We start from the raw sequence: 17,742 nt of genomic DNA, 5'->3' as shown, positions 1-17,742 counted from the left end.
TCCAATAACTGAAGAAGACAATGTCGGAACACTTTTCGCCAAACTAAGTGACGCAGGGGCTAAGTTATTATCTGAAACCTTGCCGCTTCTTCTGGAGGGGCGACTTACGCCAAAGCCGCAGAACCATGCAGATGCGACCTTTGCATCCAACATTAAACGAGAACAGGAAAAAATTAACTGGACAAAAACCGGTGAAGAAATTTATAACCATATCCGTGGATTAAACCCTTGGCCTGTTGCCTTTACCACCTTAAATGGCCAGGTGGTAAAGATATGGCAAGCTAAGAAAGAGGCAGGGCGAAGCGGAGAAGTACCTGGTACTGTCCTTAAGGTAGAAACTGATAGCTTCACTGTTAGTACGGGAAATGATACAGCCATTAAAATCATTGAACTTCAGCCTTCTGGGAAATCAAAAATGCTGTGTGAACAATTCTTAAGAGGTTCTAAAATTTCAGTAGGCACGAGACTAGGAGAATAGCAATGACATCAACAATAAATAATGTACGAACCATCGCAATGGACATGTTAGTTGCTATTGAGAAGAATCAGGCCTACAGCAATTTACTTCTAAATTCTACCATTGAAAAAAATGAGCTGCCTGCCAAAGATGTCGGTCTCTTAACAGAATTAGTCTATGGAACATTACAAAGAAGAATGGCGCTTGATTATTTTTTAGAGCCTTTTGTCAAAGAAAATAAAAAGTTAGCAAATTGGGTTCACCATTTATTAAGGCTCACGCTATATCAAATGGTTTACCTTGATCGAATACCTGACAGAGCTGCAATATACGAAGCAGTTGAAATTGCCAAAAAACGTGGTCATAAAGGAATTGGCAGTTTGGTAAATGGAGTTTTAAGGAGCATCCAAAGAGAAGGGCTCCCGTCACTTGCGGAAATTGAGAATCCAAATAAGAGACTCGCGCTTGAAACTAGTCACCCGGAATGGCTTATTACTAGGTGGGTAGATCAATTTGGATATGATAAGACAAAAGAAATGTGTGAGGTTAACTTAACCGCACCATTGCAAACGGCACGAGTTAATCTCACAAAAATTTCAAGAGACGAATGTATTTCCATATTAGAGGAAGATGGTTTTCAAATCGAAAAAAGCCCGATCATTCCTGAGGCCATTCGTTCGTTAAAGGGAAATCTTGCTTCAACCATTTCCTTCAAATACGGAATGTTTACCATCCAAGATGAAAGTTCGATGCTTGCTGCCTATGCATTAGGTGCATCGCCGAACGAATATGTCCTCGATGCCTGCGCCGCACCAGGTGGTAAAAGTACCCATATTGCTGAAAAAATGGACAATACCGGTGAAGTGATCTCGGTAGATCTTCATCAGCATAAGGTAAGATTAATCAATGACAACGCCAAGCGGTTAGGTTTAGAAAATATAAAAACAAGTGTCTCTGATTCAAGACATTTACAGGAAAAGTTTAAGATTGAATCATTTGATCGAATTCTTCTCGACGCTCCGTGCTCCGGCCTCGGCGTTATGAGGAGAAAGCCAGATATGAAATATACCAAAACAGAGATGGATATAAAGCGGCTAAGTACAATTCAACAAGACTTATTAACGTCCGTAACTCCTTTACTGAAAAAGGGCGGCATTCTTGTTTATAGTACATGTACAGTCGATAAAGAGGAAAATGAATATACAGTTAAAACATTTTTAGAGAACAACCCTGAATTCGAAGGGGATGTAACATTTAAAAACCGAATGCCAGAAGCGATTCGGCCATTAATTACAGGCTTTGATTTGCAAATATTCCCACAAGATATTGGTTCGGATGGTTTCTATATTGCAGTATTAAGAAAAGTGTAAGCGCCTTGTACAGGGGCGACAGGCATAAGACGAGCCGGCGTGAAGGTTGCTTTTTAACCTTTATGACGGATTGGCTTATGACCCGAGCCCCTAGGCGCTGGAGCTAGACAATAAGAAAGAAGGTGTAACAGTTGGAACAATTAAATACAACTGAGACAAACACAATAGCGGAAGTAAAGAAAAAATCAATTTATTCATTACAATTACAAGAATTAAAGGATTGGCTTTCTGAAAATGGTGAAAAGCCATTTCGTGCCGAACAAATCTTTGAATGGCTTTATAAAAAAAGAATTACAACTTTTGAGGATATGAGTAATGTCTCGAAGGGGCTTAGAGAAAAGTTAGAAAGGAATTTTGTACTAACTACATTAAAAACGGCGATTCAACAAACCTCATCTGATGGAACCATTAAGTTTCTTTTTGAACTTCATGATGGATATTCGATTGAGACCGTATTAATGCGTCATGATTATGGGAACTCCGTTTGTGTCACGACCCAGGTAGGCTGTCGAATTGGTTGTACCTTTTGCGCTTCAACATTGGGCGGATTAAAAAGGCATTTGGAAGCAGGCGAAATTGTTGCCCAAGTCGTGAAAGTCCAACAAACACTTGATGAAACTGATGAGCGTGTTAGTTCAGTGGTTATTATGGGTATTGGAGAGCCGTTTGATAATTATGATAATATGATGTCATTTTTAAAAATCATTAATCATGAAAAGGCGCTTAACATTGGGGCACGTCATATTACCGTATCAACGAGTGGAATTGTGCCGAAGATTTATAAGTTTGCCGATGAAGACACACAAATTAATTTTGCGATTTCTCTGCACGCTCCAAATACAGAATTACGATCGAGGTTAATGCCTATTAATAAGGCATATAAACTTGATGACTTAATGACGGCAGTAAGGTATTATATCGATAAGACAGGGCGTCGAATCAGCTTTGAATATGGTCTTTTTGGCGGGGTTAATGATTCAGTTGAGCATGCCGAAGAATTAGCTGAATTATTAAAAGGATTGAAGTGCCATGTGAATCTAATTCCTGTCAACTATGTTCCTGAAAGGGATTATGTACGAACGCCAAAAGATAAAATTTTTGCCTTCGAAAAAACATTGAAAAACCGCGGAATAAATGTAACGATTCGCCGAGAGCAAGGGTCAGATATAGCTGCAGCATGCGGGCAACTTCGTGCAAAGGAGCGGAAAGAGGAGACGAGGTGACAAAAGTGAAAGCTGTTTTTAAAACAGACCAAGGAAGAGTTCGTCAAAATAATGAAGATAGTGGTGGTACTTTTGTAAATCGGGACGGACACCGCCTTGCCATCGTAGCAGATGGTATGGGCGGTCACCTTGCCGGTGATGTTGCAAGTAATATGACGGTAACACATTTACAAGAAATGTGGGAGAAGTCTGAAGGGATTCAAACAGCTGATCAAGCGGAAGCATGGTTAAAAACGCATGTTCTTCAAGTGAATCAATTGCTTTTTAATCATTCCAGAAGCCATGTGGAGTGCGAAGGGATGGGCACAACGATTGAGGCGGTCATAGCATCAGAGAATTTTACAACCATTGCCCATGTTGGTGATAGTCGTTGTTATATTTTAAATGATACGGGATTCAAGCAGCTTACGGAGGACCATACGCTTGTCAACGAATTAGTTCGGACCGGACAAATCTCGAAAGAGGATGCGGAGCATCACCCAAGGAAAAATTGGATTTTAAGAGCCTTAGGAACGGAACAAGATATTAAAATCGATTTTAAAACAATCATGTTTGAAGAAGGAGATTATCTTTTACTATGCTCTGATGGATTGTCCAATAAAGTAAATGAAAAAGAAATGATTCAAATTCTCCAAAATGAAGATTCTCTTGAACAAAAGGCATCTACATTAATTAATATTGCCAATGAGAATGGTGGAGAAGATAATATTACCCTAATTATTTTAGAATATGCTAATGATCATGAATTGGGTGATCATCAGTGATTATTGGGAAGAGAATAAGCGGCCGCTATAAAGTCCTTGAAATGATTGGCGGAGGCGGTATGGCTAATGTTTATTTAGCACATGATATGATTTTAGACAGGGAAGTTGCTGTTAAAATGCTCCGCCTTGATTTTGTGAATGATGAGGAATTTATTCGCCGTTTTCATAGAGAAGCACAGTCAGCTACCAGTCTTACCCATCCCAATATAGTCAGTATATACGATGTAGGTGAAGAGGATTCTCTTTACTATATCGTTATGGAATATGTGAATGGGCAAACATTAAAGCAATACATAAACCAACATGCATCACTTCGTGTCGAAAAAGCTTTAGATATTATGATGCAATTAACTTCTGCCATATCTCATGCCCATCAAAATCATATTATTCATCGTGATATTAAACCACATAACATACTTATTGATCGGAATGGCAATGTAAAAATCACTGATTTTGGAATTGCAATGGCATTGAGTGCAACAAGCATTACCCAAACTAATTCGGTTTTAGGCTCGGTACACTATTTGTCACCAGAACAAGCTAGAGGCGGTATGGCAAATAGGAAATCAGATATTTATTCTCTTGGGATTGTTATGTTTGAAATTTTAACAGGAAGGCTTCCATTCTCTGGGGAATCGGCTGTTTCGATTGCATTAAAGCATCTTCAATCAGAAACGCCCTCTGTAAGAAGGTGGAATTCAAACATCCCACAAAGTGTAGAGAATATTGTTTTGAAGGCAACTGCAAAAGATCCATTTCATCGTTATAACAGTGTAGATGAAATGGAAGAGGATATAAGAACAGCACTGGATCCAGAAAGAATGAATGAACCTAAATTTATCATTCCAATCGATGATGAAGCAACAAAGGCAATACCCATTATTACCGATGACCGTCCTCATAAAAATCTTGATGAAACATTAGTTCATAGTGCGGACAAAATTGTCCAAACCAAAAAAGAGACACCTGAGAAAGAAAAAGAGACTAAGAAAAAGCGGAAAAAATGGCCGACTGTCTTAATTGTAACTTTTCTTACCCTTGCTGTTCTAGGGCTATTAACTATAACCTTTTTACCTGGCCTATTGTCTGCTAAAGATATCAAAATCCCGGATGTAAGTGGGATGGAATTGGATGATGCGATTTCCAAGCTTAAGTTAAATGGGTTAGAGGTAGAGAAACAAATCGAAATTCCAGATGATGTGATTGATGAAGGAGAAGTCATTAAGACAGATCCAGAAATTGGCACAACAGTCAAGGAAAACACAAAGGTTAACCTATATGTAAGTACAGGCAAAGAAAAAACGGAACTCTCGGATTATGTCAGAAGACTATACGATGATGTTTTTCCTTTATTAGAGAATCGAAATTTTAAAGATATTAAGAAGACAGAAATATATGATGAAAGTGAACCAGGAACGATCCTTAGTCAATCACCTCCTGGTGGTGAAAAAGTTGTCCCTGAAGACACTGAATTAGAGTTTGAAGTTAGTAAGGGACCAGAAACAATCGACCTTAGGGACTTAACACAATACACCCTAAAAAGTGCAGAGGACTATGCCTCTTTAGTAGGGCTCAAGATCAAGACTGAAGAAAAATATGATGAAAAAGTTCCTGCCGACATGGTGATTTCACAAAAACCAAAACCTGGAACGGTAATGACTAAGGGCGATACCATAACCGTTATTATTTCAAAAGGTAAAGAAGAAAAGCCGCCAAAAACGGTAGTGAAGGAAATAACCATTGATTACGAACCAACCGTTCCGGTTACGGGTGAACCTATTCCTAAACAGGAAGTTCTTATTTACATCGAGGATATGAATCACAGTATGACGGAACCGGCAGAAACCTTTTATATTACCGAAACAACCAAAAAACAAATTGAGTTAACAATACCGTACGGCGGAAAAGCTGGCTACAGAGTAATCCGGGACACCAAGGTAATAGCGGAGGATGTAATTAACTATTCTGAAACAGAATAATGATAGTTGAGGTTTTCTAATTGAAAGGCAAGGAGTGTGGCTATGCCGGAAGGAAAAATTGTTAAAGCACTTAGCGGATTCTATTATGTACTTGGAAACAATAAGTTAATCCAATGTCGTGGAAGAGGGGTATTTCGAAAAAATAAAATTACCCCTCTAGTAGGGGACGAGGTAGTTTTTCAAGCGGAAAATGACTTGGAAGGATACATCATGGAGGTAAAGTCTCGCAAGAATGAGTTAATACGTCCACCGATTGCAAATGTTGACCAGGCCATTCTAGTGTTTTCAGCTGTTGAACCTGACTTCAGTACGGTCCTATTAGATCGATTCCTAGTACTGGTTGAATTTAATCGAATTGAACCACTTATATGTATTACCAAAATGGACCTTACCAACGATGATGAGCAAAAGATGATTAAGGAATACAAAGAGCAATACACAGCAGCAGGATATAAAGTAATCCTTACTTCTTCCGAAACTGAAGCGGGAATTGAGCTGCTAAGTCCGCATGTCGATAATAAAATATCTGTTTTTGCCGGTCAATCTGGTGTTGGGAAATCATCGTTATTAAATGTCCTTAGACCGGACCTTGAATTAAAAACAAATGATATTTCATCGCATCTAGGCAGAGGAAAGCACACGACCAGACATGTGGAGTTAATTAAGATTGGCAATGGACTAATAGCAGACACGCCAGGGTTTAGTTCATTGGAATTTACCAATATTGAAGCTGAAGATTTGACTTTTTGTTTCCCTGAAATTCAAACAGCTAGTGAGAATTGCAAATTCCGAGGCTGTTTACATGTAAGCGAACCTAAATGCGGTGTGAAACAAGCCGTTGACTCAAATGAAATCCCAGCATATCGTTACGAACATTATTTGGACTTCCTACAGGAGATAAAAGATAGAAAGCCGAGGTACTAAACATGGTTAAAATAGCACCATCCATACTTTCAGCCGATTTTTCAAAATTAGGTGAGGAAATTTTAGCAGTGGAAAAAGGAGGGGCTGACTACATTCATATTGATGTTATGGATGGTCACTTTGTCCCTAATATTACGATTGGACCCCTGATTGTTGAAGCAATTCGTCCAATCACCAAACTTCCACTAGATGTACACCTTATGATTGAAAACCCTGATCAGTATATAGAGGCATTTGCTAAAGCTGGAGCTGATTATATTACTGTCCATGTTGAAGCATGTCGTCACTTACACCGCACGATTCAAAATATTAAATCCTTTGGTATTAAGGCGGGTGTAGTATTAAATCCAGCAACACCTGTTGAATCGATTCAACATATAATCGGTGAAATTGACATGGTCTTATTAATGTCAGTCAATCCAGGGTTCGGCGGGCAAAAATTCATACCTGAAGTTCTTCCGAAAATAAGAAAAGTAAAAGAAATGGCAGAACAAAAAAGTGTAGCCATGGAGATTGAGATTGACGGCGGTGTTAACCCAGAAACGGCAAAGCTTTGCATGGAAGCAGGTGCAAATGTTCTTGTGGCAGGCTCAGCTATTTATAATCAAGAAGATTATGCGGAGGCAATTTCGCTGATAAGAGGTTAATGCAAAAAGCCAGCTTACATGCTGGCTTTTTGCATACTGAAAAAAAGGAGAATTTTTATGATTATCAATATTGTAGCCGGAGGCCCTGAAGACCTTTTGCCAGATTTTACGGAATACATAGTAAATGATGCAATTTGGGTAGGAGTCGATCGAGGCGTCTATCATTTATTAAAAAGAAACATTTCTCCCTCTATTGCTTTTGGTGATTTTGATTCTGTGTCATCAGATGAGTTACTATATATTGAAGACCGGGTTACAGAATTGAAAAAGTATAAACCGGAAAAGGATGAAACTGATATGGAGCTTGCCCTTAATTGGGCACTTAATCAGCATCCAAGCACCATTCGTTTATTTGGGGCAACTGGTGGCAGGCTGGATCATTTATTTGCGAATGTTCACTTATTGCTCACTCCGTTCCAAGAAAAAAATGAAGTGGATATTTGCATAATTGACCGTAATAATATTGTTTTTATTAGAGAAGCAGGCAGCTATAAGATTGAAAAAATGGATTCAAAAAAATATATTTCCTTTGTTCCTGTAACACTAAATATCCGCAATCTTACCCTAGAAGGCTTTAAATTCCCTTTGAAAAATCGTCATATTTCAATTGGTTCAACACTATGTATTAGTAATGAACTTATTGATGATTATGGTACTTTTTCATTTTCTGAAGGCATATTAATAGTGATAAGAAGTCATGATTAATATGTTTTAGTAACTAACTCAGAATGGTGCCTACAATGTTTTTGGTACTGATTTCGTTCGTTTGAATAAAATGGTAGGGCGTTCGAAAAAAGTTGAGTTGAAATAAGCTGGGGAGATTTGTGAGGAGGGACAGTATGAAATTTTATACGATTAAACTGCCGAAATTTTTAGGCGGACTTGTCCGTGCGATGATTGGAGCGTTTAAAAAGAACGAATAGCATAAGTATGTATGTTGATATCGTTTTACAATGGCACCCGTTTAATTTGGGTGCTTTTTATTTTGTTAGTTGGGGAATACTATACAAATAGTTTCCTGAAGAGAAAAGTGCTTTTTTGTACAAAAAGAAAAGACACCCTTAACGGATGCCCCTTCTAAACGGTTTATTAAACGCGTTCTACTTTACCGGATTTTAACGCTCTTGCAGAAACCCAAACACGCTTAGGCTTTCCATCAACAAGAATACGTACTTTTTGTAGGTTAGCACCCCATGTACGCTTGTTTGCGTTCATAGCGTGAGAACGTGCGTTACCAGTTGTTGTTTTCTTTCCAGTTACAACACATTGACGTGGCATAATGATTTCCCTCCTTAACTACCAAAAGCTTTATACAGCAATCTTTTAAGATCCTCATCTGGAAAAAGAAAATTGTTTGAACAAATTTTCTAGACTTGAGATACCTTAATAATTTATCATACAACTTATTTGATTGCAATAGTTACCTTTCAAGAAAAAAGCCTTGACATCACTTTATATAAAATACTCTGATAGTAAACAGACAGGAATAACTTTCAATATTGCAGTGACTATAGTAAAATGACTATAGTCAAGGAGCAATTTTTTCAGGAGGGGGAACGATTCATGTCCATTGAATTAAAAACAAAGTTCGGACAAATTGATATTTCTAACGAAGTAATCGCGACCATTGCCGGAGGAGCGGCGATCGAATGTTATGGAATCGTCGGTATGGCCTCAAAGAATCAAATTAAAGATGGAATTACGGAAATACTACGTAAAGAAAATTTCACTCGGGGCGTGATTGTCCGCCAAGAGAACGAGGCATTACATATTGATATGTATATTATTGTTAGCTATGGAACGAAAATTTCCGAAATTGCCCACAACGTGCAATCAAAGGTTAAATATACCCTCGATAAGACTGTTGGACTTGCCGTTGACTCGGTCAATATTTACGTTCAGGGAGTTCGAGTGACGAACCCGTAAGTTTGTGTTACGAACTCTCGTAGAGGAGGAAAGTTTGTGTCAATAACAGCTTTAGATGGAAAACGTTTTGCCGAGATGGTGATCCAAGGTGCCAATCATTTGTCAGCAAATGCGAAAATGGTTGATGCTTTAAACGTTTTTCCCGTGCCCGATGGTGATACTGGAACTAACATGAATTTATCAATGACATCCGGGGCAAAGGAAGTAAAAAATAATGTTCAAGATCATATTGGAAAAGTAGGAGTAGCCCTTTCCAAAGGATTGCTAATGGGAGCGCGCGGCAATTCAGGAGTAATCCTATCACAGTTATTCCGTGGTTTTTCAAAGGCGGTTGAAACGAAAGCGAAAATCTCAGGGACTGATTTTGCCGAAGCCCTTGAGGCTGGAGTAGAGACAGCCTATAAAGCAGTAATGAAGCCTGTTGAAGGAACCATTTTAACTGTCGCCAAGGATTCTGCTAGAAGGGCCGTCCAAGCTGCCCAGCATTCAAACGACGTCATTGTGATTATGGAAGAAGCCTTAAAAGAGGCTAAGGCTTCATTGAAACGCACTCCCGACCTGCTTCCTGTTTTAAAGGAAGTTGGCGTGGTTGACAGTGGCGGTCAAGGTCTTGTATTTGTGTACGAAGGATTTCTTGCGGTCCTAAAAGGTGAAAAGCTTCCTGATACACCTACAGCAGCTCTTTCGATGGATGAGTTGGTCAATACTGAACACCATAAAAATGTCCAAGGACATATAAACACAGCAGACATTGAATTTGGGTATTGCACGGAATTTATGGTGAGATTTGAACAAGAAAAGACTACAAAACATCCTTTCGATGAAGGTATATTCAGAAACGACCTTAGCAAATTAGGCGATTCTTTATTGGTCATAGCGGATGAGGATGTGGTGAAAGTTCATATTCATTCCGAACAACCTGGAGAAGTACTTAGCTATGGGCAAAAGTATGGAAATTTAATTAATATGAAAATAGAAAACATGCGTCAACAACATAGCAATATTGTTGGCGAACACAAAAGTGAACCAGTTGCAGACCAGCATAAATCAGCAAAAGAACAGCAAGAATACGGAATCGTTGCCGTATCAATGGGCTCCGGGATTGCAGATTTATTTAGAAGTATTGGCGCACATGCAGTGATTGAGGGCGGACAAACGATGAATCCGAGTACAGAGGATATCGTCAAGGCAGTGAAAGAAGTGAATGCTAAAAAAGTATTTATCTTACCGAATAATAAAAACATCATTATGGCAGCTCAGCAGGCTGCAGATGTTTCTGAAGAGGACATTTATGTGATCCCTTCCAAAACGGTTCCGCAAGGACTATCTGCTTTGTTAGCATTCAATCCAACTACTGATCTTCAGACAAATGAAGACTCTATGAATGAGGCACTAAAACATGTGAAAACTGGTCAAATCACCTTTGCTGTTCGGGATACCCAGATTGATGGCTTAGAAATCGAAAAAGATGATTTTATGGGAATTGCTGAAGGGAAAATTGTCGTTAAAAACAAGGACAAAGGTAAAGTTGCCGAGGACCTGCTTTCGCAAATGCTGGATGAGGATTCAGAAATATTAACCATCATTTATGGGGAAGACATTAGCGAGGAAGATGTAAACCAGCTTTCAAAATATGTTGAAGAAAATTATGGAGATGTTGAAGTGGAAATCCATTATGGACGTCAGCCGTTATATTCATATATCTTTTCAATTGAATAATGAAAAGCTAAAATAGAAGGGAGCATCCCTTCTTTTTTTGTGCAAAAAAAGCAAGTGGAAAAATACGAAAATAAAAAAAGGTTTAACGATGGCAATTACACTAAGAGAAACTGGGCAGGGAGGGTTGGCGGCAGCACCGACAGATCGTAAACTGGAAGCTAAGATCTTCGGTAAACCGCAAAGTAATAGTGAATCCACATCTTAATCAATCAATCACCGTCATAAAGGGAATTGGTGAAGAAACTGCTGAAATTTTTTCAGAAATGAAAATCTTTACGATAAAAGATTTATTGGAGTATTTTCCTTATCGTTATGAAGATTACCGACTCCGTGAAATCACAGAGGTGCAGCATGATGAGAAAGTAACAGTGGAAGGGAAGGTTCACAGTGAGCCTTCTCTTAGCTATTTTGGCAGGAAGAAATCAAAACTTATGTTCCGGCTTTTTGTTGGAGCACATTTGATTAAGGTAGTCTTTTTTAACCAACCCTATTTAAAAAATAAAATCATCATCAATGAAACCATTACGGTCACAGGAAAATGGGATGCCCATCGGCAAACGATTACGGCAAATGAGATGCAGATGGGAACAAATGCAAAAACAAAAGATTTTGAGCCCGTTTATTCATTAAGAGGGAAATTAACGACAAAAGGAATACGGAAATTTATCAGCATTGCTTTTCAACAATATGGACAATTTATTGAGGAAACGCTGCCAATCGCTTTTTTAAAAAAATATCGATTATTAGATAGGCAGGCAGCATTCAAAGCTATGCACTTTCCAGATAGCCAAGAAGAGGTAAAACAGGCTAGAAGGCGTATTGTTTATGAAGAATTTCTTCTGTTTCAATTAAAAATGCAGGCATTAAGGAAATTTGAACGCGAGCATTCGCCTGGCATTTGCCAAAACTATGATGTAACAAAAGTAGAGGAATTTATTAATAGCCTCCCTTTTCCGTTAACAAATGCCCAAGCACGTGTGGTAGATGAAGTATTAACAGAACTAAGATCACCACTTCGCATGAATCGATTGCTGCAGGGAGATGTTGGTTCGGGGAAAACAGTGGTTGCGGCAATTGGCTTATATGCCAGTGTTACGGCTGGTTTTCAAGGTGCGCTTATGGTACCAACAGAAATTTTGGCAGAGCAGCATGCAGAAAGTTTAAATAGAATGTTAGAACCTTTTAATGTCAGGTGTGAACTTTTGACGAGTTCGATAAAGGGAAAACGAAGAAAGGAAATCCTCCAACAACTAGCGGATGGGAACGTTGATATATTAATTGGTACACACGCACTAATTCAGGATGAGGTCACCTTCAAGAGGCTTGGTTTTGTCATTACGGATGAACAGCATCGCTTCGGCGTGGAGCAGCGAAGAGTACTGAGAGAAAAAGGGGAGAATCCAGACGTTTTGTTTATGACGGCGACGCCAATCCCTCGGACACTCGCAATTACAGTATTTGGTGAAATGGATGTTTCAATCATTGATGAGATGCCAGCAGGAAGAAAAACAATAGAAACCTATTGGGCCAAACCAGAAATGCTTGAACGGGTATTGGCTTTTGTTGAAAAAGAATTACAAAAAGGCCATCAAGCCTATGTTATTTGTCCGCTCATTGAAGAATCAGAAAAGCTTGATGTTCAAAATGCCATTGACGTGTACAATACATTAAGTCATTATTTTCAAAATCGATTTAAAGCGGGTCTTATGCATGGCCGCTTAAGCTCAGAAGAAAAGGATTCGGTAATGAAGGCATTTAGTGCAAACGAAGTACAGGTCCTAGTTTCAACGACCGTTGTAGAGGTGGGAGTAAATGTACCGAATGCGACCATGATGGTTATTTATGATGCTGAAAGGTTTGGTCTTTCACAGCTTCACCAGCTGCGCGGCAGAGTTGGACGCGGCAGCGATCAATCCTACTGCATTTTACTAGCAAGTCCAAAATCAGAAGTGGGCCAAGAACGAATGCGGATCATGACTGAAACGAACGATGGCTTCGTGTTAAGTGAAAAAGACTTAGAGCTTAGAGGGCCTGGCGACTTTTTTGGCAGAAAACAAAGCGGGGTTCCTGAATTTAAAGTGGCAGATATGGTTCATGATTATCGAGCCCTTGAAACCGCACGAAATGATGCAGTGATGTTGATTCAGTCTGAAACATTTTGGACAGCCCCAGAATATCAATACCTAAGAAATATCCTCGATGATTCAGGCGTTTTAGAAGGGGAAAAACTAGATTAAATCAAACTTTTTCCACTTAAAAGGTTCTTTGATGGAAAAAGCAGAGGCGCAGGATAAAAACTATTTCTTGCAATCTGCTTTTTCAAATTTTATACTACTATTAGTACCTAGTCATAAGATCGCGGACGGTGTTAACATACATGAGAAAAAGTAAAAAAGAGCGACAACAATTGTTGACCACAACAATTCAAGATAATCCTTTTATTACGGATGAAGATTTAGCAGAAAAGTTTCAAGTAAGTGTACAAACCATTCGTCTTGACCGTTTAGAATTATCGATTCCTGAACTTCGTGAACGGATTAAGACTGTAGCTGAGAAACGATTTGATGATGAAGTCCGCTCATTACCGCTTGAAGAAGTGATTGGTGAAATTATTCATATAGAATTGGATCAGAATGCCATTTCGATTTTTGATGTAAAAAAAGAGCATGTCTTTATTCGAAATAACATAGCACGTGGCCATCATGTATTTGCTCAGGCTAATTCTTTAGCTGTAGCTGTAATAAATGATGAACTGGCGTTAACAGCCAAAGCGAATATTCAATTTAAACGTTTGGTAAAACTGAATGAGCGGGTTATTGCCAAGGCTAAGGTTACAAAAATTGATCGGAATCAAGGTAGAACGAGTGTCGAAGTTACAAGTTTTGTAAATAATGAACTTGTTTTTACCGGAGAATTTGAAATGTACCGTTCGAAAAATCGGTAGAGGATGAGGAAAATGAGATTAGCAATCGATGCCATGGGCGGCGACAATGCTCCCAAAGAAATCGTATTAGGGGCACTTAAAGCTGTACAAGCATTTTCAGATATACATATTACCCTTGTCGGGGATGAAAATAAAATTAAAGAAACATTAACAAATCATGAACGGATCTCTGTCATCCATACAACGGAAGTAATCCTCGGAACAGATGAGCCTGTTAAAGCGGTTCGCCGCAAAAAGAATGCTTCGATGGTGCTAGCCGCTGGGCAAGTCGCAGATGGATTAGCAGATGCATGTATCTCAGCAGGGAATACAGGTGCGCTAGTAGCTGCTGGACTTTTTGTGGTAGGAAGAATTTCAGGGATACACCGCCCAGCCTTAGCACCTACGCTGCCTACCATAGGCGGCGAGGGATTCTTGTTATTAGATGTCGGCGCTAATGCGGATGCCAAGCCAGAGCATCTCCTCCAATATGGACTAATGGGTTCGATTTATAGTGAGAAAGTAAGAGGCATTTCCAAGCCAAGAGTCGGTCTTTTAAATATTGGGACTGAGGAAAAGAAAGGGAATGAACTTACCAAGCAAGCTTTCGAATTGTTGAAAAATGCTGATATTAATTTTGTGGGAAATGTGGAAGCACGGGATCTATTAGATGGTGTGGCGGATGTGGTTGTGACCGATGGATTTACGGGAAACATGGTCCTAAAGACGATTGAGGGCACGGCACTTTCCATGTTTAAAATGTTAAAAACGGCATTGATGAGTAGCTTTACAAGTAAATTAGCGGCAGCTGTGCTGAAGCCGAATCTTAAAACGTTAAAAAATACAATGGATTATTCTGAATATGGTGGTGCGGCTTTGTTTGGATTGAACGCTCCTGTGATTAAAGCGCATGGTTCATCCAATGGTCAGGCTATATTCAGTGCGATCAGGCAAACAAGGGAAATGGTAAGTAACGATGTTGTCGGTCTAATTAAGATGGCATCTGAAGAAGCAAATCAAGAAAAAGTAGAACGGTAAAGGAGTTATAAAATGAATAAAATAGCATTCGTGTTTCCAGGACAAGGTTCACAAACGGTCGGAATGGGAAAAGAATTAGCAGATAAACACTCCGAGGTTATGGATTATTTTAGAAGAGCCGATGAAAAGCTAAATATTCCACTGAGTAATCTAATTTTTGAAGGACCGAAGGAAGAATTGACTATTACCTTCAATACACAGCCTGCCCTATTAACAACAAGCATTGCTATTTTAGATTACTTTCAAAAATCTGGGGTTAGCGCTGATTATGTCGCTGGTCACAGCTTAGGGGAGTATACAGCGCTTGTGGCTGCAGGCACACTTTCTTTTGAAGAAGGAGTGTATGCTGTCAGGAAACGGGGCGAATTCATGGAGAATGCCGTACCAAATGGAGAAGGTTCTATGGCTGCGGTATTAGGGCTTGACCGTGATCGTCTTTATGAGGTAACAAACGAGGTAAGTGAATCAGGGAATCCAGTATCATTAGCTAATCTAAATTGTCCTGGGCAAATCGTCATTTCTGGATCAAGAAAAGGGGTCGAAATTGCAGGTGTAAAAGCGAAGGAAGCAGGCGCAAAAAGAGCTCTTCCATTAGATGTTAGCGGTCCATTCCATTCCGCGTTGATGAAACCTGCTGCAGACCAGCTTCGTGAAGTCCTTGATGGACTTGAAATGAAGGATGCACAAGTCCCAGTTATTGCAAACGTTACAGCAGAACCAATTACTTCTGCTTCAGAAATAAAGGATAAATTAATCGAGCAGCTTTATTCACCTGTACTATGGGAAGATTCTGTTCGTAAAATGATTGATTTAGGTGTCGATACATTTATTGAAATTGGTCCTGGCAAAGTTCTTTCAGGCTTAATTAAAAAAATTGATAAATCAGTTACCACTTTCTCTGTATCGGATGAGGAAAGTGCACAAACTGTTATAGATGCATTAAAGGAGGAGAAAGTATGAATCTTGAAGGGAAAGCAGCCCTTGTAACAGGCGCATCAAGAGGGATTGGACGAGAGATTGCTCTTGAACTTGCACGACAAGGTGCCAATGTAGCAGTAAATTTTTCAGGCAGTGAAGCAAAAGCAAATGAGGTTGTTGATGAAATAAAAGCTCTTGGCAGAGAAGCATTCGCAGTAAAATGTGATGTATCCAACACTGAAGAAGTTGCGGCAATGGTAAAAGGTACAATCGACACCTTTGGTAAACTTGATATTCTTGTCAATAATGCAGGGATTACAAAAGATAATTTGTTGATGAGAATGAAAGAGGAAGAATGGGACGATGTTATAAATATCAATCTTAAAGGTGTGTTCCTTTGTACCAAGGCTGTAACAAGACAAATGATGAAACAGCGGGTAGGGCGGATCATTAATATTGCGTCAATTGTTGGCGTTAGTGGGAATCCAGGACAGGCCAACTATGTGGCTGCCAAAGCCGGGGTCATCGGATTGACAAAAACAACTGCGAAAGAACTGGCGTCCCGCAATATTACTGTAAATGCAATCGCACCAGGCTTCATCACAACAGATATGACTGATAAACTATCAGAAGAAGTAAAAGCTGAGATGTTAAAACAGATACCATTGGCAAGATTGGGAGAGCCTAAAGATATAGCTAAAATCACTGCATTCCTTGCATCTGACGATTCTGCCTACATGACAGGACAAACTCTTCATATCGATGGCGGCATGGTAATGTAATTTTAATAAAAACATGGTGTATTATTTTGATAAAATACTCTATAATAGCTTGAGGGGAGGTGAACAGGCATGGCAGAGGTATTAGAACGTGTAACAAAAATCATCGTTGACCGCTTAGGTGTAGATGAATCTCAAGTTAAACTTGAAGCTTCATTTAAAGATGATCTTGGTGCTGATTCCCTTGACGTAGTTGAACTAGTTATGGAATTAGAAGATGAGTTCGATATGGAAATTTCTGACGATGATGCTGAAAAAATTAGCACAGTTGGTGACGCTGTTAATTACATACAAAGCACAAAGTAATCGTTGGATTTATTCACAAAAGCTCCGTTTTCAAACGGAGCTTTATTCTGTAAAATAGAACTTGGCTTCCAACAGTGATGCCAAGTTTCTTTGCGTTTTGCGAAAAACTTTTTTAAACTAGAACGTAGTAGTGTGTAAATTATTTGATGCAAGGTGGAGAAGTTTTATATGCGCAAGAACAATAATGAAAAAGAGTTGAATAATCGCGCAAAAGAAAATCTTTTTAAAGGTTTTCAACATACGATTGGTATTTCGATGGAGAACGAAAAATTATTAAAACAAGCATTTACTCATTCATCCTATGTGAATGAGCATCGCAGAAAGCCTTTCGAAGACAATGAGAGACTTGAGTTTTTAGGGGATGCGGTTCTAGAACTAACTGTTTCACAATTCCTTTACAAAAAATATCCAACGATGACAGAGGGCGAATTGACGAAACTTCGAGCAGCCATTGTTTGCGAGCCGTCTCTTGTATCTTTTGCCAATGAATTACATTTTGGAAAATTAGTATTGTTAGGTAAAGGAGAAGAGATGACAGGTGGAAGAGAACGTCCAGCTTTATTAGCAGATGTTTTTGAAGCATTCATCGGGGCCCTTTATTTAGACCAAGGAATTGAAACAGTGATTAGTTTTCTTGAGAAAGTAGTCTTCCCTAAAATAAATGCTGGTGCTTTTTCTCATGTGATGGATTATAAAAGTCAATTACAGGAACTCATTCAGCGAGATGGTACCGGGACAATTGAATATCGTGTACTTCAAGAAATAGGAC

Annotated in this window: 19 protein-coding genes and 1 pseudogene; 19 read left to right on the top strand and 1 reads right to left on the bottom strand. The window is 39.1% G+C overall.

Annotated elements, in window-relative coordinates; genetic code table 11:
- The 9 genes from V7659_RS24695 to spoVM form a co-directional block, all read left to right on the top strand.
- On the top strand, positions 1-478 hold a 478-nt coding region (locus V7659_RS24695; protein WP_420491768.1), incomplete at its 5' end, for a methionyl-tRNA formyltransferase.
- 2 nt (positions 479-480) lie between these two features.
- Positions 481-1,827 carry a 16S rRNA (cytosine(967)-C(5))-methyltransferase RsmB gene (rsmB, locus tag V7659_RS24690; RefSeq protein WP_335542763.1) on the top strand — a complete coding sequence of 449 codons (1,347 nt, stop codon included), beginning with the start codon at positions 481-483 and terminating at the stop codon, positions 1,825-1,827.
- Between the two features lie 131 nt (positions 1,828-1,958).
- Positions 1,959-3,050 (top strand): 23S rRNA (adenine(2503)-C(2))-methyltransferase RlmN, encoded by a 1,092-nt coding sequence (gene rlmN / locus V7659_RS24685; protein WP_335542762.1) that lies wholly within the window; start codon positions 1,959-1,961, stop codon positions 3,048-3,050.
- A 5-nt stretch (positions 3,051-3,055) separates the two neighbouring features.
- On the top strand, positions 3,056-3,814 hold the full coding sequence (locus V7659_RS24680; protein WP_335542764.1) for a Stp1/IreP family PP2C-type Ser/Thr phosphatase: 759 nt from the start codon (positions 3,056-3,058) through the stop codon (positions 3,812-3,814).
- The gene (pknB, locus tag V7659_RS24675; RefSeq protein WP_335542761.1) at positions 3,811-5,793 is read left to right on the top strand and encodes a Stk1 family PASTA domain-containing Ser/Thr kinase; all 1,983 of its coding nucleotides are present in this window, start codon (positions 3,811-3,813) and stop codon (positions 5,791-5,793) included. Before V7659_RS24680 ends, pknB begins: the two co-directional genes overlap by 4 nt.
- A gap of 42 nt (positions 5,794-5,835) precedes the next feature.
- The gene (rsgA, locus tag V7659_RS24670; protein ID WP_335542760.1) at positions 5,836-6,717 is read left to right on the top strand and encodes a ribosome small subunit-dependent GTPase A; all 882 of its coding nucleotides are present in this window, start codon (positions 5,836-5,838) and stop codon (positions 6,715-6,717) included.
- A gap of 2 nt (positions 6,718-6,719) precedes the next feature.
- Positions 6,720-7,364 (top strand): ribulose-phosphate 3-epimerase, encoded by a 645-nt coding sequence (gene rpe, locus V7659_RS24665; protein WP_335542759.1) that lies wholly within the window; start codon positions 6,720-6,722, stop codon positions 7,362-7,364.
- 57 nt (positions 7,365-7,421) lie between these two features.
- On the top strand, positions 7,422-8,069 hold the full coding sequence (locus tag V7659_RS24660) for a thiamine diphosphokinase (RefSeq protein WP_335542758.1): 648 nt from the start codon (positions 7,422-7,424) through the stop codon (positions 8,067-8,069).
- A gap of 134 nt (positions 8,070-8,203) precedes the next feature.
- Positions 8,204-8,287, top strand: coding sequence for a stage V sporulation protein SpoVM (spoVM, locus tag V7659_RS24655; protein WP_035445740.1), 84 nt, complete (start codon positions 8,204-8,206; stop codon positions 8,285-8,287).
- Between the two features lie 166 nt (positions 8,288-8,453).
- On the opposite strand, the gene rpmB is transcribed toward spoVM, so the two are convergent.
- A complete protein-coding gene (gene rpmB / locus V7659_RS24650) occupies positions 8,454-8,642 on the bottom strand; it encodes a 50S ribosomal protein L28 (protein WP_026566424.1) in 189 nt (62 codons plus the stop codon).
- 285 nt (positions 8,643-8,927) lie between these two features.
- Here rpmB and V7659_RS24645 point away from each other — a divergent pair, with 285 nt between their 5' ends.
- The 10 genes and pseudogenes from V7659_RS24645 to rnc all read left to right on the top strand — a co-directional run.
- On the top strand, positions 8,928-9,290 hold the full coding sequence (locus V7659_RS24645) for an Asp23/Gls24 family envelope stress response protein (protein ID WP_026566425.1): 363 nt from the start codon (positions 8,928-8,930) through the stop codon (positions 9,288-9,290).
- Positions 9,291-9,326: 36 nt separating this feature from the next.
- On the top strand, positions 9,327-11,009 hold the full coding sequence (locus tag V7659_RS24640; protein WP_335542757.1) for a DAK2 domain-containing protein: 1,683 nt from the start codon (positions 9,327-9,329) through the stop codon (positions 11,007-11,009).
- Between the two features lie 73 nt (positions 11,010-11,082).
- A pseudogene (locus V7659_RS24635) lies at positions 11,083-11,214 on the top strand (L-serine ammonia-lyase, iron-sulfur-dependent, subunit alpha); the annotation flags it as partial.
- The gene (gene recG, locus V7659_RS24630) at positions 11,198-13,246 is read left to right on the top strand and encodes an ATP-dependent DNA helicase RecG (RefSeq protein WP_335542756.1); all 2,049 of its coding nucleotides are present in this window, start codon (positions 11,198-11,200) and stop codon (positions 13,244-13,246) included. The pseudogene V7659_RS24635 and the gene recG, both read left to right, overlap by 17 nt.
- A gap of 140 nt (positions 13,247-13,386) precedes the next feature.
- On the top strand, positions 13,387-13,953 hold the full coding sequence (fapR, locus tag V7659_RS24625) for a transcription factor FapR (RefSeq protein WP_144548981.1): 567 nt from the start codon (positions 13,387-13,389) through the stop codon (positions 13,951-13,953).
- A 12-nt stretch (positions 13,954-13,965) separates the two neighbouring features.
- A complete protein-coding gene (plsX, locus tag V7659_RS24620) occupies positions 13,966-14,970 on the top strand; it encodes a phosphate acyltransferase PlsX (protein ID WP_335542755.1) in 1,005 nt (334 codons plus the stop codon).
- 12 nt (positions 14,971-14,982) lie between these two features.
- Positions 14,983-15,930: an ACP S-malonyltransferase gene (fabD, locus tag V7659_RS24615; protein ID WP_335542754.1), complete on the top strand. Its 948-nt coding sequence runs from the start codon at positions 14,983-14,985 to the stop codon at positions 15,928-15,930.
- Positions 15,927-16,670 carry a 3-oxoacyl-[acyl-carrier-protein] reductase gene (gene fabG, locus V7659_RS24610; RefSeq protein WP_335542753.1) on the top strand — a complete coding sequence of 248 codons (744 nt, stop codon included), beginning with the start codon at positions 15,927-15,929 and terminating at the stop codon, positions 16,668-16,670. Before fabD ends, fabG begins: the two co-directional genes overlap by 4 nt.
- 69 nt (positions 16,671-16,739) lie before the next feature.
- Positions 16,740-16,973: an acyl carrier protein gene (gene acpP / locus V7659_RS24605; RefSeq protein ID WP_026566432.1), complete on the top strand. Its 234-nt coding sequence runs from the start codon at positions 16,740-16,742 to the stop codon at positions 16,971-16,973.
- A 168-nt stretch (positions 16,974-17,141) separates the two neighbouring features.
- Positions 17,142-17,742, top strand: a 601-nt coding sequence (gene rnc, locus V7659_RS24600; RefSeq protein ID WP_335542752.1) for a ribonuclease III, incomplete at its 3' end; no start/stop codon positions are given.

It is taken from the genome of Neobacillus drentensis (genome assembly GCF_036966985.1).
Taxonomy (GTDB): Bacteria; Bacillota; Bacilli; order Bacillales; family Cytobacillaceae; genus Neobacillus; species Neobacillus drentensis_E.
Note: the sequence above shows the minus strand (reverse complement) of the source record. Positions and strands in the feature narration are given on the sequence as shown.